The sequence below is a fragment of the Serratia entomophila genome (genome assembly GCF_021462285.1).
GTDB classification, from domain to species: Bacteria; Pseudomonadota; Gammaproteobacteria; order Enterobacterales; family Enterobacteriaceae; genus Serratia; species Serratia entomophila.
Window position 1 is genome coordinate 3186360 of sequence record NZ_CP082787.1, and the last position, 19497, is coordinate 3205856.

Annotated in this window: 19 protein-coding genes, 1 tRNA gene and 1 pseudogene; 6 read left to right on the plus strand and 15 right to left on the minus strand. The window is 60.2% G+C overall.

Translation table 11 applies throughout. The features are described 5' to 3' along the window. The first annotated feature begins 69 nt into the window (after window positions 1-69). Window positions 70-1533, plus strand: coding sequence for an AMP nucleosidase (locus KHA73_RS15515; RefSeq protein WP_234585265.1), 1464 nt, complete (start codon window positions 70-72; stop codon window positions 1531-1533). 44 nt (window positions 1534-1577) lie between these two features. Here KHA73_RS15515 and nac read toward each other — a convergent pair whose 3' ends face one another. Then, a complete protein-coding gene (gene nac / locus KHA73_RS15520) occupies window positions 1578-2501 on the minus strand; it encodes a nitrogen assimilation transcriptional regulator NAC (RefSeq protein ID WP_234585266.1) in 924 nt (307 codons plus the stop codon). Between the two features lie 487 nt (window positions 2502-2988). On the opposite strand from nac, the gene KHA73_RS15525 reads away from it, so the two are divergent. Next, complete coding sequence (locus tag KHA73_RS15525) at window positions 2989-3471, plus strand: Hcp family type VI secretion system effector (protein WP_234585267.1); 483 nt, start codon at window positions 2989-2991, stop codon at window positions 3469-3471. Here the strand turns inward: KHA73_RS15525 and KHA73_RS15530 are convergent. After that, window positions 3466-3759: a hypothetical protein gene (locus tag KHA73_RS15530; protein ID WP_234585269.1), complete on the minus strand. Its 294-nt coding sequence runs from the start codon at window positions 3757-3759 to the stop codon at window positions 3466-3468. The genes KHA73_RS15525 and KHA73_RS15530 overlap by 6 nt on opposite strands. A gap of 33 nt (window positions 3760-3792) precedes the next feature. Between KHA73_RS15530 and KHA73_RS15535 the strand changes: the two genes are divergently transcribed. Both KHA73_RS15535 and KHA73_RS15540 read left to right on the plus strand, forming a co-directional pair. Beyond that, the gene (locus KHA73_RS15535) at window positions 3793-4356 is read left to right on the plus strand and encodes a hypothetical protein (RefSeq protein ID WP_234585270.1); all 564 of its coding nucleotides are present in this window, start codon (window positions 3793-3795) and stop codon (window positions 4354-4356) included. Window positions 4357-4507: 151 nt separating this feature from the next. After that, a tRNA-Asn gene (locus KHA73_RS15540) sits at window positions 4508-4583 on the plus strand. Between the two features lie 110 nt (window positions 4584-4693). Here the strand turns inward: KHA73_RS15540 and KHA73_RS15545 are convergent. From KHA73_RS15545 to KHA73_RS15560, 4 genes and pseudogenes are all read right to left on the minus strand, one after another. Further along, entirely contained in the window at window positions 4694-5584 is an 891-nt protein-coding gene (locus KHA73_RS15545; protein ID WP_234585272.1) for an oxidoreductase, read from the minus strand. 28 nt (window positions 5585-5612) lie between these two features. After that, a pseudogene (locus tag KHA73_RS15550) lies at window positions 5613-5809 on the minus strand (LysR family transcriptional regulator); the annotation flags it as partial. Between the two features lie 191 nt (window positions 5810-6000). Then, the gene (locus KHA73_RS15555; RefSeq protein ID WP_234585274.1) at window positions 6001-9087 is read right to left on the minus strand and encodes an efflux RND transporter permease subunit; all 3087 of its coding nucleotides are present in this window, start codon (window positions 9085-9087) and stop codon (window positions 6001-6003) included. Further along, window positions 9084-10139, minus strand: a complete 1056-nt coding sequence (locus KHA73_RS15560; RefSeq protein ID WP_234591291.1) for an efflux RND transporter periplasmic adaptor subunit — start codon at window positions 10137-10139, stop codon at window positions 9084-9086. Before KHA73_RS15560 ends, KHA73_RS15555 begins: the two co-directional genes overlap by 4 nt. Between KHA73_RS15560 and KHA73_RS15565 the strand changes: the two genes are divergently transcribed. After that, window positions 10103-10273 carry a hypothetical protein gene (locus KHA73_RS15565; RefSeq protein WP_234591386.1) on the plus strand — a complete coding sequence of 57 codons (171 nt, stop codon included), beginning with the start codon at window positions 10103-10105 and terminating at the stop codon, window positions 10271-10273. The genes KHA73_RS15560 and KHA73_RS15565 overlap by 37 nt on opposite strands. Here the strand turns inward: KHA73_RS15565 and KHA73_RS15570 are convergent. From KHA73_RS15570 to KHA73_RS15585, 4 genes are all read right to left on the minus strand, one after another. Further along, window positions 10270-10884, minus strand: coding sequence for a TetR/AcrR family transcriptional regulator (locus tag KHA73_RS15570; protein WP_234585276.1), 615 nt, complete (start codon window positions 10882-10884; stop codon window positions 10270-10272). The two genes, KHA73_RS15565 and KHA73_RS15570, sit on opposite strands and share 4 nt — an antisense overlap. Window positions 10885-11290: 406 nt before the next feature. Further along, the gene (locus KHA73_RS15575; RefSeq protein WP_234585277.1) at window positions 11291-11578 is read right to left on the minus strand and encodes a DUF2623 family protein; all 288 of its coding nucleotides are present in this window, start codon (window positions 11576-11578) and stop codon (window positions 11291-11293) included. A gap of 139 nt (window positions 11579-11717) precedes the next feature. Beyond that, window positions 11718-12305, minus strand: a complete 588-nt coding sequence (locus KHA73_RS15580; RefSeq protein WP_234585279.1) for a nitroreductase family protein — start codon at window positions 12303-12305, stop codon at window positions 11718-11720. Between the two features lie 87 nt (window positions 12306-12392). Further along, entirely contained in the window at window positions 12393-13274 is an 882-nt protein-coding gene (locus KHA73_RS15585; RefSeq protein ID WP_234585281.1) for a LysR substrate-binding domain-containing protein, read from the minus strand. 117 nt (window positions 13275-13391) lie between these two features. On the opposite strand from KHA73_RS15585, the gene KHA73_RS15590 reads away from it, so the two are divergent. Further along, the gene (locus KHA73_RS15590) at window positions 13392-14027 is read left to right on the plus strand and encodes a flavodoxin family protein (protein WP_234585282.1); all 636 of its coding nucleotides are present in this window, start codon (window positions 13392-13394) and stop codon (window positions 14025-14027) included. A 19-nt stretch (window positions 14028-14046) separates the two neighbouring features. On the opposite strand, the gene KHA73_RS15595 is transcribed toward KHA73_RS15590, so the two are convergent. The 5 genes from KHA73_RS15595 to KHA73_RS15615 form a co-directional block, all read right to left on the minus strand. Beyond that, a complete protein-coding gene (locus KHA73_RS15595; RefSeq protein ID WP_234585283.1) occupies window positions 14047-15264 on the minus strand; it encodes an acyl-CoA dehydrogenase family protein in 1218 nt (405 codons plus the stop codon). A gap of 17 nt (window positions 15265-15281) precedes the next feature. Next, a complete protein-coding gene (locus KHA73_RS15600; protein WP_234585284.1) occupies window positions 15282-16715 on the minus strand; it encodes an MFS transporter in 1434 nt (477 codons plus the stop codon). 183 nt (window positions 16716-16898) lie between these two features. Beyond that, a complete protein-coding gene (locus tag KHA73_RS15605) occupies window positions 16899-17774 on the minus strand; it encodes a MetQ/NlpA family ABC transporter substrate-binding protein (RefSeq protein WP_234585285.1) in 876 nt (291 codons plus the stop codon). A 2-nt stretch (window positions 17775-17776) separates the two neighbouring features. Then, window positions 17777-18481: a methionine ABC transporter permease gene (locus KHA73_RS15610; RefSeq protein ID WP_380737602.1), complete on the minus strand. Its 705-nt coding sequence runs from the start codon at window positions 18479-18481 to the stop codon at window positions 17777-17779. Beyond that, window positions 18478-19497, minus strand: a complete 1020-nt coding sequence (locus KHA73_RS15615) for a methionine ABC transporter ATP-binding protein (RefSeq protein ID WP_234585286.1) — start codon at window positions 19495-19497, stop codon at window positions 18478-18480. Before KHA73_RS15615 ends, KHA73_RS15610 begins: the two co-directional genes overlap by 4 nt.

A 19497-nucleotide genomic window follows, 5' to 3' on the forward strand; every position in this document is an offset into this window, starting at 1 on the left:
TGTTGCTGTGAAATGCTATCGGCATCCGCCTGCCTCCCGCCTCAAGGCCGGGAGAACCGAGGAGAAAGTATGAGCAACACCCCATCCAGCACCGGCCTCAGCGCCGCTCAGGCACTCGATAAACTGGAAGCCCTGTATGACGCGGCCGTCGATGCGCTGCGCCAGGCGGTCGGCGATTTCATCAGCCAGGGCGCGCTGCCGGATCCGCAAGCGCGCGCCGCCGGGCTGTTCGTTTACCCCGAGCTGCGCGTCAGCTGGGACGGCCAAAAGTCCGGCCAGAGCAAAACCCGCGCCTACGGCCGTTTTACCCACACCGGCAGCTACAGCACCACCATTACCCGCCCGCAGCTGTTCCGCCACTATCTGGCCGAACAGTTGGCGATGCTGGAGCACGACTACGCCGCCCATATCGAGGTGGCGCCGTCGCGGCAAGAAATTCCCTTCCCTTATGTGATCGACGGTTCCAGCCTGACGCTGGATCGCTCGATGAGCGCCGGCATCGCCCAGCATTTCCCCACCACCGAACTGGCGCAAATCGGCGACGAGACCGCCGACGGCCTGTTCCACGCCACCGGCAACCATTTCCCGCTGTCGCATTTCGATGCGCTGCGCGCGGATTTCTCGCTGGCGCGGCTGCGGCACTACACCGGCACGCCGGTGGAGCACTTCCAGCCGTTCGTGTTGTTCACCAACTACACCCGCTACGTGGATGAGTTCGTCCGCTGGGCCTGCGAGCAGATTGCCGATCCGGCCAGCCCGTACATCGCCCTGTCCAGCGCAGGCGGCACCTACATCACGCCGGAAACCAGCGCGCCGGACCAGGCGGTGTCGGACCTGGCGTGGAAAAACCACCAGATGCCGGCCTATCATCTGATCTCGCGCACCGGCCAGGGCATCACCCTGATCAACATCGGCGTCGGCCCCTCCAACGCCAAGACCATCTGCGATCACCTGGCGGTGCTGCGCCCAAGCGCCTGGCTGATGATCGGCCACTGCGGCGGCCTGCGCGAAAGCCAGTCGATCGGCGACTACGTGCTGGCGCACGCCTACCTGCGCGACGACCACGTGCTGGACTCGGTGCTGCCGCCGGATATCCCGATCCCGAGCATCGCCGAGGTGCAGCGCGCGCTGTACGACGCCACCAAAATGGTCAGCGGCATGCCCGGCGAAGAGGTCAAACAACGCCTGCGCACCGGCACCGTGGTCACCACCGACGACCGCAACTGGGAGCTGCGCTATTCCGCCTCGGCGTTGCGCTTCAACCTGAGCCGCGCGGTGGCGGTAGATATGGAGAGCGCCACCATCGCCGCGCAGGGTTACCGCTTCCGGGTGCCCTACGGCACGCTGCTGTGCGTCTCGGATAAACCCCTGCACGGCGAGATCAAGCTCCCCGGCCAGGCCAACCGTTTCTATGAAGGGGCGATCTCCGAGCATTTGCAAATCGGCATCTGCGCCATCGATCTGCTGCGTGCCGAAGGCGACCGCCTGCACTCGCGCAAGCTGCGCACCTTCAACGAACCCCCGTTCCGTTAAGCCTGCCCGCAAGGCCCGCCACGTGCGGGCTTTGCCCGTTTTCCCTATTGCACCAGCGCCAAAGCGCGTTTCTGCTGGCTGCTGCTGCCGGCGATCGACAACAGCAGGTCTTTCACCGCCAGCGCGGGGCCAGACAGCGCATGCTCGCTGGCAACGCACAGCGATAACGGCACCGACAGCGTTGGCGCATTGATGCGCGCCATCCAGGCCTTGGCCGGCCCAATCATCCCCCGCGCCACCGACTCCGGCAAAATGGTGGCGCCCAGGCCGCTGGCGATCGCCGCGTTCAGGGTGCCGGAGGATTCGATTTCCCCCACCACGTTGGCCGCCAGCTTGCGCAGCGCCATCGCGTCTTCCACCTGGCTGCGCACCACATCGCCTTCGCGCGGCAGGAACAGGTTCAGCCGCGCCACGTCCAGCAGCTCGACGCTGTTGCCGGGGCTGGGCACCGCACGCGTCGCCACCAGATAAAGATCCTCCCTCATCAGCACGGTGGCCTGCAGGCCAGGCGGCATTTTGGCGCCGTAAATCATCGCCATGTCCAGCGTCTGGTTAGCCACCTGCCCGGCCAGCGCCGAGCCGATATTTTCATTCAAACTGAGCAAAATGCCCGGGTGCCGATCGCGCACCGCCTGCAGCAGCGGCAACGCCAGCTGCGAAGCCACGCTGCCCGGCGCCAGCCCGACGGACACCTGGCCGCTCATCGCCTGCCCGGCGCTGTTGACCGCGCTTTGCGCCTGCTCGCACTGGCGCAAAATGGTCTGGGCATGGGCGTAGAGGATGTTACCGGCTTCGGTCGGCTGCACCCCGCGCTTGGTGCGGATCAGCAGTTGCTGCTTAAGCTCCCCTTCCAGCGTCGCCAACTGCTGGCTGAGCGCCGGCTGGGCGATATGCAGTACCTCCGCCGCCTGAGTCAGGCTGCCGATATCGACGATTTTCACGAAATACTTCAGACGCCTGAGATTCATTATTATTGCCTCCGTCATGCCGCTACACTGCGTATGGCTAAACAGCAGCAAGATCCGGGCCAGAATCTGAAGAAAAATAACGCATTGTTAATTAAAAGAAACCCGGCAGCCCTTCCGCGGCCGCACGCCAATTTGCCACCCGGAGCGGCAGCCTGCACCAACATAAGGCAGCAGACCGGCGATCCCGGGGCAATCAGTTAATTAAATTTATGAATATATGAAATGAGATTAAATAGCCATAAAATAAATAATATTAAGAAAATAAAACCATATATTTTATGCTTGCTGGAGTAATCATCCTTAAAATAAGAATAATACAACTTTTGTGCGCAACGCTTATCCGACAATTTGAACCATCAAAAACAAACCGATACCGCTTTTAAACAGGAAAAATCCTAATTACCGCCGCCACGCCTGCACCCAAAAATTGACAGCCCGGAATGCCATTGCTAGACCATAAGCTAGCTTATCAATAAGGAGATCTACAGTGGCTATCGATATGTACCTCAAGGTTGACGGCATCAATGGCGAATCTACGGATGCAAATCACAAAAATTGGATAGATGTTCTGTCATTTTCCTGGGTCGCGCAGCAGCAAGGCAATATGTCGGTTGGCGGCGGCGGCGGTACTGGCAAGGTAGTCTTTCAGGATTTGCAGGTCTATGCGCTTATCGATAAAGCGACCCCGGCCATATTGGGCTACTGTTCGGCCGGCAAGCACGTCACCAAAATCGAACTGTCGGCGTGCAAGGCCGGCGGCAGCCAGGTGGAATACGTGAATATCGCGCTTGAAGACGTGTTGGTCACCTCTACCCAGTTCACCGGGGTAGATTCCAACGATGGCATCAATATTCTGTATACCTTCCAGGCGTCGAAAGTTCAGGTCAAATACTACGAACAGTCTGGCCAAGGGGGTAAAGGCGCCGAAAGTTCTACCGGCTGGGATATTAAACAAAACAAAGCGTTATAAGGCGGCCGTATGATGGAAAAACCGGCTCTGGCATACACCGCGCGGGCGTTGAGCACCGATAAGGTGTCCGCCGCTCATACAAGAACCATCATCCAACTGATTGGCACCATGAACTCGGTTGATAAAAATACCGTTTTTTTTGAATGCGACAAAAATGAAAAAAGCGCCATTTTTTTCATCAATGAATACAGCAGAGCATTCAGAGAACGGAGCACCCGACAGGATCGTGAAGCCAACCCCAATCCGGTGACGGCGCAAAACGCCATTAGCCTGGCAAATAATTACCATCAATACCCCGTCAACAGGGTCAGAAACAACGACATGCTGAACCGGAATATCTACGATGCCAACTTCAGCAGAAACCTGAATATCGCCAGCCTGTTATGCGGGGCCGGCGCGGCGATGGGCACCATGCTGCATTTCATGGTCGACTCCAGCAAATATATCAAAATCCCGGCGGGCGCCATGGCTATCGTGGCCGCGTTTTCCGCGCTGGTGACCAAGCTGGGTGAAACGCAAATTGCGAAAAACAAAGAAATAATAGAAAAAATCGGCAACATCATCAAAGCGGAAAAAGAAGGCGGCGAGCTGCTCGATAAGCTCAGAAGCAAGCTTAATGAAAACAAAACCGCTAACAGCATCCGCTTCACCAATATCGTCGGCCGGCAGCGGCATCTCAGCGCGCCAGATAAAACGCAGCTGAACGCCCTGATGGATATGCTCCCCGGCTCCACCAAAAGCAGCATCGACTTTCTGGTCTCCGAACAGGGCGTCGGGCACAGCACCACCGATGTGGTGTATGCCCATGTCAAAGACAGAGAGACCACCGTTAACCTGAGCGGCACGGCGATCTCCGCGCTCTACGAAATCATTGAGGAAATCTGATGCGGCCGTGCGGCGCATTTGCGCAGGGCCGCACCAACAAAAGCCATAAAAAGCAGCAAGTTGAATAATCTTGCAGCAAACGATGCGCCAACGCGTTTTCATGCTTTACAAGCCGCAGGCGCGCCGCTATTATTCGCCCCGTTCACACGATTCCTCTGTAGTTCAGTCGGTAGAACGGCGGACTGTTAATCCGTATGTCACTGGTTCGAGTCCAGTCAGAGGAGCCATATTTAGAGACGCCCGCCTAAGGAAACTTAAGCGGGCGTTTTGTTTTTTGGCGTTTTTGATCGGCGATCCCCGCTGTCGCGGCCTGACAAATACCCTGCCGTTAACGGCTTCACCCCGGCCCCTCACTTCCTGCCGCCAGCAGCGGTACCAACACGTCGCTGATGGGCGTAGGAATACCCAGCGAGTGCCCATAACGCTGTATCACGCCGTTGCGGATATCCCACTCCAGTGGGCGGTTGGCCTGGCGGTCAGCGAGAATGGAGGTGCCTAAATCCGCAGGGGCACGATGAAAACCGTCAAGGATCTCCTGCGGAACGTTATCGCTCAGTAACGCCCCCTTTGCACGCGCTACGGCCAGACACTCGCGCAAATAAGCCAGCGCCAGTTCAGTGATATCCCCCCGCGCGAACATTCCGGCACGGCGATTCGCCAGTACCATCAGACCAGCGACCGCGTTCTGCAGCAGTTTGCGCCAGGCGATAGAGATAAAGTCGGTTGACAGCTCAACCGCGCAGCCTGTGCCTTTGAGCACATCGGCTATTCGTTTTGCTTCGGGAACATCCGGCAGCGTAAGGCGCGGTTTGGCACGCAGCCAGACTGAGGCATCCGGTTCGCGCTGTGCCGGGAACCACACGACCGAAGGCAGTATCTTCGCACCCTTGACGTAGGGTTCCAGCAGGCTTTCCTGTTCGACACCATTTTGCAGTGCGCATACAAGGGTATTTTCATCGCACAACGCAGCCAGCCAGTTGGCGCTGTCAGCTACCTGGGTGGTTTTCACCGCAACAAAAACCAGATCGAACGGGCCGCTGATAGCCGCCGGATTGCTCAATACCGGCCCCGGCACCACGACTTGCCCCTCATCGTGGCGTAAAATCAACTGCGGATGCGCGGTACGCCCGCAAAGGACTGGCGTTCGGTCAACTTCATGCAGTACAGCGGCGATGGTGGTACCGATGGCACCCGGACCGATAAGGGCAAGTGTAGGTTGGTCAGACATCTTGTGTTCTCCTGATTTGATTCGCGCACAAGGGGGCGAGCACCGCGCCTGCAGGCGTCAGGCCGAGGGTTTACCGCGCTCAAAAAGCGGTAACCTCCAGATTTTCAACTGATGGCCGCCTGCGCTTTGCGTAATGAGAAGTTCTGCCGCGGCTGAAGCCAAGGTGGTGTGGCGGGTAGCGGCTTCAAAAGTGCGCAGCGTGGCCGTTGGGGGGAGATCGCGCATCATTCCGTTCCTGTTAATGAGCTAATACTCATAACACCATATGCCGGAAGCGCAGCAAAAGGTAGAAGTAAACATCGAGCGCGTTGCAAGCCAGGAACCTTAACGACTGCGTAATAGTTCCCGGCATCGCTACATTGCCGCAGACTGGCCTGCCCTATAGAAGCCGTCAGTACAGGCCAGTGTTGCGCCGGCTAGGCTACCTGCTTTTCATTCCGCTGCTGATTGTCGGGACGTATCCTGAACCAGATGGCGTACATTGCAGGCAGGAACACCAACGTGATGATGGTGCCGCCAAACGTCCCGCCAATCAGGGTATAGGCCAGCGTTCCCCAGAACACCGAGTGCGTCAGCGGGATAAACGCCAGAATGGCGGCCATCGCGGTGAGCAACACCGGCCGGGCTCGCTGCACCGTCGCCTCCACCACCGCATGGAAAGGCGCCAGCCCTTCCCGTTCGTTGTGATGGATCTGCCCTATCAGGATCAGCGTGTTGCGCATCAGTATGCCCGACAGCGCAATCAGCCCTACCAGGGCATTGATGCCAAACGGCTGGTTAAAGAGCAGCAGCGTTGGCACCACGCCAATCAGCCCCAGCGGCGCGGTGAGGAATACCATCACCATCGCCGACATCGACCGCACCTGCAGGATAATAATCAACAACGTCATGGCGATCATGATGGGGAACAGCGGCGCCATGGCTTTGGTGGCTTTCCCTGATTCTTCAATCGAGCCGGCCTGCTCGATACGGTATCCGGCCGGAAGCTTATCGATGACCGGCTGCAACGCTTTCATGATTGTCGTGGAGACATCCGGCGGTTGCAGATTTTCGGCAATATCTCCCCGCACGGTAATGGTCGGGGTACGATCGCGACGACGCAGAACAGGATCTTCCATTCGCACCTCAACATCCCCTATCTGAGATAGCGGAATGCGCTGACCGGCAGCACCCACCAAGGTAAAGCCGGCTATTTTTGCCGGATCGAGCCGGATATCTCCCGCCGCGCGCCCCATGACCTGCACCGAACGGATATCTTCACGCACCGAGGTGATCGGAATACCCGAGAGCAGAAACTGAAGCTGCTGCGCGACCGCATTCGATGTCAGCCCCACCGCCTGAAGGCGGTCCTGATTGAGCGTGAAATGCAGCACCGGCACCCGCGGGCCCCAATCGGTGTTGACGGTCCTCATCATCGGGCTGGTCTGCATCACCCTTTCCACCTCGCCTGCAATTTCTCGCAGTTGGGTGGGGGCCGGCCCCATAACGCGGTAAGCTACCGGATAAGGTGAATACGGGCCAAACACCAGTTGCGTCACGCGTACGCGCGCCTCAGGCGCCAGCCCGCCGGCCACCGCTTCGCGCAGTCTGAACTTGAGCGCCTCGCGCGCTTCCTGGCTGCCCGTCAGCACGACAATTTTCGCAAACGAGGGATCGGGCAGCTCCGGCGCCATGGCCAGATAGAAACGCGGTGAGCCCTGCCCGATGTAAGACGTGACGATTTCTGCCTCTTTCTGCTTTTTCAGCCAGTCCTCGATTTTCGCCGTTGCCGCACTGGTCTGTTCAATGGAGGTGCCATAAGGCATCTGCACTTCAACCAGGACCTCCGGGCGGTCAGAGGTAGGGAAAAATTGTTTTTTAACCAGCCCCATGCCAAGAATGGCCAGGGTAAACACAGCGATCACCGTGCCCGCCACCGCCCATTTCCGGGCGACAACGCGCGTCAGCAATCGGCGAAAGCGGTTGTAATTTCGGGTGTTGTAGATAGCCGCATGCCCACCCTCAACCTTTTTGAGGTTCGGCAGCATCTTCACGCCCAGATAAGGCGTAAACACCACCGCCACCACCCAGGAAGCAATCAGGGCGATACCCACGATCCAAAACATATTGCTGGTGTATTCACCGGCGGTGGACTGTGCGAAACCGTTGGGCATGAAACCGACGGCGGTGACCAAAGTACCCGCCAGCATTGGGGCGGCGGTGTGGCTCCAGGCATAGGCCGAGGCTTTGATACGGTCGTAGCCCTCTTCCATTTTCACCACCATCATTTCGATGGCGATGATGGCATCGTCGACCAGCAACCCGAGCGCCAGGATCAATGACCCCAGGGTAATACGGTCGAAGTTTTTGCCGGAAGCCTCCATCACCACGAAGACGATAGCCAGCGTCAACGGCACCGCCGCCGCAACCACCACGCCCACGCGCCAGCCCATACTGACGAAGCACACCACCATCACCACCAGCAGCGCGACGAAGAATTTGATCATGAACTCGTCAACGGCGGAGCTGATGTTGACTGACTGATCGGTGACCTTGGTCAGGGTCATGCCCAACGGCATGCCCTCATTGATTTTGGCCGCTTCCGCATCCAACGCCTTACCCAAATCCAGACCATTCCAGCCGTCACGCATTACGATGCCCAGCAACAATGCCTGCTCTCCCTGATTGCGGATCATGAAGGTCGCAGGATCTTCGTAGCCGCGTTCAACCGTTGCCACGTCCGAAAGCTGCAGGGTTCTGCCCTGTACGACAATCGGCGTTTCGCGGATTTTCGCCAGTTTGTCAAAGGCACCGTCCAGGCGAATAAAGACCTGCGGCCCTTGGGTGTCAATCGAACCGGCGGGCGTCAATAGGTTCTGGTCGTTGAGGGCGGAGAAAATATCCTGAGGAGAAATGCCCAGCGTGGCCAGCCGGTCATGCGAGAACGAGACAAAGATGCGTTCAGGCTGCTCACCGATAATATTGACCTTTTTCACACCCGGCACATGCAAAAGACGCTGGCGCAAAGATTCCGCATCGCGGACCAATATTCGCTGCGGCTCCCCTTTCGCCTTCAGCGCAAAGAGCGCAAAGGTCACGTCGGCGAATTCATCATTGACCATCGGCCCGATGACGCCCGCCGGCAGGTTTTTGGCTTCATCGCCAAGCTTCTTGCGCGCCTGATAGAATTCTTCCTGCACCTGCGAAGGCGGCGTGCTGTCCTGCAATGACAGCGTGGTAAACGCCAGACCGGCACGCGTGTAAGTCTCGCTACGGTCATACCATTTGAGCTCCTGCATGCGCTTTTCAATCGGCTCTGCAACCTGATCCTGCATCTCTTGCGCGGTAGCGCCCGGCCAGGCAGAAATCACCGTCATCTGCTTGACCGTGAAGGGCGGATCTTCCGCCCGTCCCAGTTCGAAGAACGAGAGAATGCCCGCGACCGTAATCAGGAGAATAAGGAACAGTGTGATTGAGCGCTCGCGAACGGCAAGCGCTGAAAGATTGAATCGCCCCTCGCTCATGGCTGGCTCCCGGCGGCGCCGGCATCGCTCTGTTCGGCCATGCGTACGGCCTCACCGTCATGCAGCAGATGCGCTCCCAGAGCGACCACCTGTTCACCCGGCTTGAGGGAACCGATCACCCTTGCGGCATCGTCACCCAACCCCAGCACCTGAATGGGCCGCCATGACACTTTTGCCGGTTTACCCGAAATACCCCAGACACCCGGCCCTCTACCCGGATCATAGATTGCCGCTATAGGTACCTGCATCACCTCATGAGCTGTTTTATCTTCTGCAATATGGAGAGTAACAGTGGAGCCCAGAGGCGCGCTGGCCAGCGCCCCCTCAAGCACATATCTCGCCTCGAAGGTGCGCGTCACAGGATCGGCCGCATCGGAAAGGAGCCGCAGCTTCGCAGGGACTGACCCTTTATCGGCCCCGTACAACGTCGCCTCGGCTTCGCTTTCGCGATCCGGGCGCAGCGTCTCGGGCAACTGCACGATGGCCTCGCGTTGCCCTGCCCTGGCCAGCCGGACCACCGGCTGCCCTGCACCGACAACCTGACCGGGTTCAGCCAGCGTCTCCATGACCACGCCGTCGGCGTCGGCCAGCAGCACGGCGTAGCCCGTCGCGTTTTGCGCCACATTCGCCTGCGCCTGAGCAGCGCTGAGCTCGGCTTTGGCCGTCTCTGCTGCGGCCTTTATCTGATCGTAGGCCGATGCCGACACTGCACCTGACGCAACCAGCCCGCGATAACGCGCCTCGTCATTGGTAGCTTGTCTTGCCCGGGCTCGCGCAGCCGCGACGGCCTGTTGCTGAGCCTGCGCCTGCAGGTTCAGGTCAGCGGGATCCAGACGCATCAATGGCTGGCCGCGTTTAACGGTCTGGCCGGTATCCACCAGACGCGCAAGGATTTTACCCTGCACTCTAAAACCGAGATCGCTTTGAGTTCGGGCAACGACAACGCCGGTGAATGCACGCGAGGAATCGACGGCGCTCACCACGGTCGCAACCCTGACAAGAGGAGGTTGGTTACGTGGATCGTCGACGCTGGAAGCGTCACCGCACGCCACCAGGGCGAAAGATAACAGGCAAACAGCAAGGCGAGCAGATTTTAGCCGAGGCATGGGTTCCCTTAATTAATGAACAGGACGGTAACCGCATTCTCAGACTGGTGACCAAAAATGTCAATGGTCACAAATTTTAAGGCGCCATGCTGCGCAGTATCAATGCCGACAGAAGCGCCGCTGCCGCTGGCGCATTCTCCAGGTTATATTGCAGTTGGACGGGGCTGATGTAGGGCAGCATGACCAGGAAGATCGCCTGTGCCGCTTCATCCAGCGGCGTTTTGCGCTCGAACTCTCCCGACTGCCTCCCCTCGAGAAGGATGTGCTGAATCAGCTCGCGCAGACTTTTTTCGTACACCGCCGCCGAAGGCCAGCAATCGCGGGCAGCGACGGCCGCGATGTCGTAAAGCTTGCGGTCATGAAAAAACAGGTCGCTGCCTGCTTCCGTCAACACTTTGAAAAGACGCCTTAATTTTTCAGATGCCGTCGGCGCATCTGCGAGCGCCGAATCGACAATATCCATGATTGTGGCCAGCCGATTGGCACAAATCACCTCACCAATTGCCTGTTTGGAATCGAAGAATTTATAGATGTAGGCCTTGGAAAAACCAATCGCCCTGGCCAAATCGGACACGGTGGTTTTCTCATACCCAAAGTGCCCGAAGTGCTCTGTGGCGGCTTCCACGATCTGATCGCGAACGCTGTGATCCAATGGCCCACGCGGGGAAAGTGCATTCATATGTTTAGTCATTTTTCCAGCTTAGCTCGATGAGCACCGATTGACAACAAGTGACCATTTGGTAATACAGTCAAAACTCTGCTTCGACTCAAAGGCTCCCCCATGTTTCCCCTCCGTACTCTTGCGCTGATAGTGAGCGGCATATTACTGGCGGGTTGCGCTGTCGGGCCGGATTATAATCGTTATGGCAACACCCATGAAACCGATCTCAATCAGCACGCCTGGCGTAAATCTTACCCATGAAGTATTCATTGAATGGGGGGATGATTCTGCCTGATTGTGGCCAAAACGGGGCGAGTTGCCGGCGACTCCGCAAATGGATAGGTTTAGCACCCTATGCCTGTTGGCAAAGAGGGATCCAGCCCGGGAATCCTATTAAAAATAGCCCGCTCAAAGATATTTAAGCGGGCTTTTAACGCTATCGAGGCGAGTTATAGCCGGCGCAAAAGAACTTTTCCGCCAGGCTGCTGGCGCCGCCGGAGAAAAACTCGCTCGTGGGATCGCGGCTGAGGCCATAAGCCCGGCACAGCCGCCCCGCTTCAAACGCCGCCCGATTCTCGTCACCGCTGCTTTGCGCCAGGTGATGCGCATAGCCCAGCACGAAGCCCCGTTTGTAGTCGGAACAGAACTTCGACAGTTCCGCCGCGGGCTTGAGGCTCTGCGCCTTCAGCCCCGCCATCAGCCCTTTGCCAAAGTGGTTGTGCATGGGAGCCTCCGTTTTGATTATCGCTATATAACAAATTATACAACGATAGATAAAACGAGAACATACTCCCAAAGCTTTACCCGGCTACCTGCGCCCCATAAAAAAGGCCCGCAAAGCGGGCCCTGGCGACGCGGCGAGATCACAGGCTGAAATTCAGCCCTTCGACCACGGTTTTCTCCAGCGTCAGGCGGCCGGAAGGTATCTCTTTGTCCTGCAGGAAATCCGGCAGGCGCGATTTATCGCCCGGTTTGCCGATCGCCACCATGCCGTGCACCACATAGTTGTCCGGCAGCTTCAGCGCGGTCTTGATTTTATCGTGATGCACGCCGCCCATGCAGTGGGTCAGCCAGCCCTTAAGGTGCGCCTGCAGCGCCAGGTTGGCCCAGGCGGCGCCGGTATCGAACGAATGGCTTGGGTTGCCGACTTCCTGCTCGCCGTTCTGGCTGGTGGTTTTGGAGATAATCACCACCAGCGCCGAAGCGTGCTGCGCCCAGCCGCGGTTGAACTCGATCAGGAAATCCAGATAGTCTTCCCAGCTGTCGGAACCGTGCTTGCTGTAGGCGAAACGCCATGGCTGGATGTTATAGGCCGAAGGCGACCAACGCGCCGCCTCAAAGAAGCTCAGCAGCGTTTCGTCGTCAATCGCGTCGTTGGCCAGCGCGCGCGGCGACCAGCGTTCGATAAACTGCGCATCAATCGGATAATCAGAAACTCGTGGTTGGCTCATGGACATCTCTCTCACTGAGGTTGAATATGAAAGTTATCTGATATTCCCACGTCTTACGCCAGAAAAACTTTTATTTCGTGCCCTCGCTCAATGCGGCAACTCCTGCTGCAGCCAGCTTAAAAACGCCCTCACCGGCGGATGCCGTTCGCGGCCCGGCGCGCACAGCACGCTGTAGGCGGCGCCCGGCACGCGGATCTCCGGGCGGTGCGCCACCAGCAGGCCATTGCCCACCAGGTCGGACACCATCACCGAACTGGCCAACACCAGCCCCTGGCCGGCCACCGCCGCCTGCAGCGCATAATGCTCTTCGTCATAGCTGCGCAGCGCCGTGCGCCGTTGCCACCAGTCAACGCCGGCGGCCTGGCACCAGTCGCGCCAGCCGGTCTCGTACAGGGCCGAATCGCCCCATTTCACGGTAATCAACGCCGGCGGTTGCAGAGCGGCGGCGGAGAGCCCCGGCGCCGCGTATACGCCAAAGGTTTCCTCCAGCCGCGCCGCCTGGTGCAGAGCGGGATAACGGGCGCGGCTGTAGCGCACCGCTATGTCTACGCTGGCGTCCTGCTGCAGATCGATCACCTCGGCGCAGGCCTCCAGGCGTACCAGATAATGCGGATAAGCCTGATAAAAACGCCCCAGCCGCGGCACCAGCCACAGCGCGGCGAAAGAATGCGTGACGGAAACGCACAGCGAACCGGCGCTGGGTACCGGGCGCAGCGCATCCAACACGCCCGAGACGTCCAGCAGCGCGCCGTGAACGCCGGCAAACAACCGCTCGCCCTTCTCCGTCAGCCGCACGCCGCGCGGCAGCCGTTCGAACAGCACAAAGCCCAGCTGCTGTTCCAGCACTTTGATTTGGTGCGATATCGCCGTCGGCGTCACCGACAACTCCGCGGCCGCCAGCTTAAAGCTGCGCAACCGCGCGGCGGATTCAAAGGTGCGTAACGCGTTGACGGGCAGCGTGGCGAACATGGCGTTGGCTCCTGATAGGTGAATTCAACTCATCCTGGCAGAAAAGCCGTCATTTGTCGCCGGCCAACTTCCACCGCTAGATTGGGCCATCGCTTTCCCCCAACGCTGGAGCATGACATGAACACACTTCATCACCCCAAACGCCTTGCCGTCATGGTGGGTAGCCCTCGCCGCGACGGCAACAGCGCCGCGCTGGCGCAGGCGATAATCGCAGGCGCAGCCGAAGCGGGCACCCTCGCCAGTCTGCACTTTCTCGACGACTATATCAGCGGTTTCCTGACCGATGAGCGGCAAACGCCGCCGCCGGGCGATCGCTACGCCGAACTGTTTCTGGAGCATTTTCTGCCGGCCGACGGCGCGATATTTTGCACGCCGGTTTACTGGTACGGCATGTCGGCACAGAGCAAAGCCTTTTTCGATCGCTCGTTCAGCTTTTATTCCAATGCCTACCCGCAGGCGGAACAGGTGCACCAGCGCATGCGCGGCAAGCGCATCGGGCTGGCGGTCGCTTCGGAAGAAACCTACCCCGGCGCGGCGCTGGGCATCGTGCATCAGATCCAGGAGTTCAGCCGCTATACCCATTCCGAGTTCGTCGGGCTGGTGCACGGCGCGGGCAATCAACGGGGTGAAATCGCCCACGACCCACGCAATCCGCTGTTAGCCGCTCGCGAACTGGGGCGAGAGATGTTTACCCGCCCTTATTCCGACTACCGGATGGACAGCCCGCGCAGCACGCAGGTGTGGCCGGGCTGAGTTTAACGCCCTGTTCCTCTCAGCCGCCGCTGCCGATTTGCCAGATAAAGGTCGGCGTATGGCGGTTAATTTCCCAGTCGCCGATGTTGCGCGCCTTGTAGATCACCGGATTATGCGAAGAAACCGTGCGGGCATTGCGCCAGTGGCGATCCAACGCCTTGCCGGCGCGGGTATCCGAAGCGCCCAGCGCATTGAACAATTCGCCGGCGGCGCGCTGCACCCATTCCCCGGCAATCACCTGCGCCCTGGCGGCGTCCAGCTCCGCCGCCACGTTAAGCGCCTGCAGCTGCGCTTCATCGCCGGATCTATGCGCCTCGTAAGCCTGCTGCAGCGAGGCGGCGGCTTTCAGCACCGTCGCCTCCACCGCATAGGACCAGGCGCTGATTTGCCCTACCACCTGCTGGATCTGCACGTCGTCCTTCACCCAACCGGCGTTGCCGTGGCTGTAAACCCTTTTGCGCTGCCGCACGCCCTCGCCGACGTCGCGCAGCACCGCGCGGCCGATCCCCGCCAGCGTCGCCAATAGCACGTGCTGGTAAAACGCGGTCTGGTAGCGGAAGCGTTCGGCAAAGTCATAGACGTGCGCCCGCTCGACCTGCGCATCAATAAAACGCGTGGTGCCGCTGCCGGTAGTGCGTTGGCCAAATCCGTCCCAGTCGTCGTCGCGCTCCACGCCCGGCTGGGCGACATTCACCAGGGCGATCACCGCGCCGCCGTTGTCGCTGCGCTCGGCATACACGTCGATCCAATCGGTAAACAGGCTGCCGGTGCTGTAAAACTTCTCGCCGTTGAGCAACCAGCCGTCGGCCTGCGGCGTTACCCGGGTGTTCACCTGCCCCAGCTTTACGTCGCCAATCTCGGTCCAGCCGCTGCCGACCAGCTGGCCGTCGAGAAAGCGTTCGAACCAGCGATCGCGCTCCGGGCCGTCCGGCGCATTCAGCCGATCTTCGACAAAGGCGAAATGCGCCCGCAGCGCCTGCGGCAGGTTGGAGTCCGCCTCCGCCAGTTCGGTGAGCAGTGCGAACAGCTGCGGCAGCGACGCGCCGTCGCCGCCCTTTTCACGCGGGATGCGCACCCTGCCGAAACCCGCCTCTTTCAGCCAACGGATCGGCTCGTGCGGCAGCGTGCGCGACAGCTCGCGCTCCACCGCCCCGGCGGCGATGTCGGCGAAGATCGGCCGAAAACGCGCGGCCAGCCGTGGGTAGTCTGCTCCGGTGGATAACAGATGTTGCGTCATGTCAGTGTCCTCTGTGGTTAAGCGCGGTCGCCCAGCTCGTCGATGTCGTGCGCCGTCGGTTCAAAGCGAACGGCCAGCAGGAAGGCGATGGGGATAGCCGCCGCCAGCGAAACAATCCAAAACATGTCGGTGCCGAAGTGCGCCTGCAGGATCGGCAGAATAAACAGCGCCAGCGCGCTGCCGATGCCGGACAGCGAGCGGCCGAAGCCGACGCCGGTGGCGCGGATCGCCGTCGGGTAAGACAGCGCCGGGTAGATCATCATCTGCGCGCCGGGGCCGAACCCTTCGGCGAACAGCCACAGGCCCAGCATCAGGATCGCCAGCCCGACGCCGAACGCCGCCTGCGGATGCCCGATCAACGCCAGGGCAATCAGCGCGATAAACTGCAGCGCAAAACCGGCGATCGCCACGTGGCGCGACGGATACTTCCACGCCAGGCGCATGCCGAGCAGGCCGCCGGTAAAGGCGAACAGCACGTTCAGCCCGAGCGAAGCGGAGATGGTTTCAAACACCCCGGCACCGAGAAACTGCGCCAGAATCGACGGCAGGAAGAAGGCGATGGCGGTGTATTCAAAGGAAATGCACAGGTTCATCACGCTGGAGACCAGGGTGCGCTCGCGGTACGGCTTACGGAACAGCACGCGGAAGCTGACCTTCGGCGGCGGCGCCGGTTTGGCGGCATTAGGTTCCGCCTCATGGGCGGCGATGCCGTATGACTCACGCAGGATGCGCGCCGCCTCTTTCAGATCGCCCTGGTTAGCGGCCCACAGCGGCGACTCGTTCATAAACTTGCTGCGCACCATGATGATCAACAGCGCCGGCACGGCGCCGAAAATCAGCGAGGCGCGCCACAGCCAGTCGGCATGTTCGGCCGGCAGCAGAAAATAGAGCGCGAAGATGATCAGAAAACACACCGACGAAGCGGCGTACCACATCGGACACCAGGCGGCCAGGCGCGACGCCTTGTTGGCCTTGCCGGTGAATTTGGAGAACTCGGCCAGGTAGGCCATCGCCACCGGCAAATCGATGCCGACGCCGATACCCATCAGAAAGCGCGCGCCGATCAGCACCCAGACGTTGGGCGCCAGCCCGGCGGCGATGGCGGAAACCACAAAAAACAGCATATCGGCCATAAACACCTGATAGCGGCCGTATTTGTCGGTCAGCCAGCCGCCGACCAGGTTGCCGAGAATGGTGCCGACCATAATCGAAGAGGTCACCACCCCGGTCAGCAGCGGGCTGAGGCTGAATTCACGCACCACGTCATCGATGCCGTAAGACAGCGTGGTCAGGTCATAGGCATCGAGAAAAACACCGCCCAGCGCCAACAGCACTATCATGCGCGCATGGGTATTTTTCTCGCTGCGTTGGTTAATCAAACGCGCCACATCGCTGGCCGAGCCGATGGGCGCAGATAACGGCGACGCAGTATCAATATTCAAGGTACTCATAGCTTCCTCGTTGTAATGGGCGGGTGACACCTTGTTTATAGGGTGAAACAAACGCGCCGACAAACAACAAATTCATCTATAAATATGATTAATATCAATAAATTAAATTAAGTTACGGCGTAACTAAAACGCCGGATTAACCTGCGTTAATCCGGTATTTATCACTGCCATTCCGGGCGGGGATTACTCTGCCGATACCGGCACCAGCACGCCTTTCACCAGCGGATCGTCGGTGCTTTTCAGCCACGCCTGCAGCCTGGGATCGGCGAACGCCTGCTGCAGCTTGCGAATATTTTCGTCCTGCAGATAAGGCGTGCCGATCACCAGCTGCGAGGCGAAGGTCTTCGGCGCCGGCGGGAACAGAATGCCCTTCTCGCGCGGCACCTTGCCGGCGTCGAACTGCGACACGTAGCCAATGGCCGCATCCACCGAGTTCAGGGCGCGCGGCATGGTCAGCAGATCCAGCTCTTTGAAGTTGAAATGGCGCTGGTTCTCGCGAATGTCTTTCAGCCTGGCGGTACGCGCCTCGATCGCCGGATCCAGCCCGATCAGCCCGATACGCTGCAGCAACCACAACGCCTGCCCCTGATTGGCGCCGTCGTTGGGCACCACGATCTCCGCACCGTCCGGCAACTCGGCGATCGACTTATAGCGGTCGGAATAGATGCCGAACGCCCACTGAAACACCGGCAGCGTCGGGGTCAGCTTAAAGCCGTTGGCGTCCACCACCTGCTTTAGCCACCACTGGTGCTGGTAGACGGTGGCGGCGTACTGCCCCTGCGCCACCGCGCGATCGGCCTGTACCGGATCCTGCAGGCCAACCGCCTGCAGCCGGAGGCCGTAATCCGGCGCGATGTGCTCGCCGACGTACTCGATCACCCGCTGTTCTCCGGCCATCGCCGGCTCAAAATGCACCTGCAGCGTGCTGCCGAACTGCACCCCTTGCTGCTGGCGGGCGGTGAAGTGCCACACCGCGGCGGCGATAATCACCAGCGCTGCGATGCCCACCGGCCACGGCCAGCGTTTCTTTTTCGCTATCTCAAAGTCGTTATTAGGCATGATTAAAAGGTTTCCTGATGATGACGCAACGCGGCGACCAGGCGGTCGCCAATAAACTGAATCAGCTGAATGGTGGCGATCAGCACTACAATGGTGGCGATCATGATGTGATTGTCGAAACGCTGGTAGCCGTACACCACCGCCAGATAACCGATGCCGCCCGCGCCTATGGTGCCGGCGATGGCCGAATATTCGATCATCGAGATGACGTTCAGCGTGATGGCGGCGACGATCGCCGGCAGCGCCTCGCTGAGCTGCGCCCGGGTAACTATCTGCCAGGTCGAACCGCCGGACACCAGCCCCACCGCCGTCACCTCCGGCGGCAGTTCGCGCAGCGCGTTCTCCACCAGCCGGCCGAAGAACGGAATGCCGGCGACTATCATCGGGATCACCGCCGCCGGAATGCCGATGGTGGTGCCGGTCAACCAGAAGGTGAACGGAATAATCGCCGCCATCAGCACCAGAAACGGCAGCGAGCGGCCCATGTTCACCAACCAGCTCAGCGTGCGATTCAGCGCCGGGCGCGGAAACAAGCCGCGCGACGAGGTGTTGAACAACACCACCCCGACGGCGCCGCCGATCGCCACCACAAACAGCATTACGATGCCGACCATCAGCCAGGTTTCGCCGTAGGCCGGCAGCATCAGCCGATGGATCTCGCTCCAGGGGGTGTCCTGGCTCATCACGCTGTCGGACAGATTTTTCATACCGCCTCCTGCAACGCCGCCGGCTGCTCCAGCACCTCGGCGAGAATGCCCAACCGCCGCAGCTCGCCCTGCAGTTCGGCCACCGAACGCGAGCCGCCGCCAAAACGCACCGCAATTTCCAACCGCCCGGCCAGGCTGCCGCCCACCACTTCAACGTGGCCGCCCAGCAGGTCGATCTGCAAGTCGAGTTGGCGGCTGATGCGGCTGATCCAGTCGGCGGCCGCCGGCTGGCGGGCGGAATAGGTCACCTGCAGCCGCAGCGCGGCGTCGGACGCCAGCGCCTTCAGCGGGAACAGCTGGCGGCCCAGCAAGGAATCGGACGCCGCCAACAGCTCACGCACCGGCCCTTGCTGCACAATCACGCCGTCGCGGATCTCGGCCACCGCGTCGGCGGCGTCGCGCACCGCGTCCATCTCGTGGGTGATCAGGATGATCGACAAGCCATACCGATCGCGCAGCTGTTTAAGCAGGCTGAGAATGGCCCCGGTGGCGTCCGGATCCAGCCCGGAGGTGGCCTCGTCCGCCAGCAGCACCGACGGATTCAGCGCCAGCGCGCGGGCGATGCCGACCCGCTGGCGCTGGCCGCCGGACAGCTGCGCCGGGTAAAACGCCGCTTTGTCCGCCAGCCCCACCGCCGCCAGCAGGGTCTTTACCCGTTTGTCGATATCGCGCGGCACCACGCCCAGATAGGCCAACGGCAGCGCGATATTCTGCCAGGCGGTTTTGCGCTGCAGCAGCGCGGAAGACTGAAACACCGTGCCTATCGCCCGCCGCTCTCTGCGCAGCGCCTCGCCCGACAGCCGCGACAGGTCCTGGCCGTTCACCCGGATGCTGCCGCTGCCCGGCCGCTCCAGCAGGCTGACGCATTTCGCCAGCGTCGATTTACCCGCCCCGCTGGGGCCGACCACGGCGGTAATAGATCCGGCCGGCACCTGCAGCGAAACGCCCTTTAACACCTCAATCCGCCGCCCGTCCGGCGCGCGGTAAGCCTTGTGCAACCCCTCGATCTCTATCAT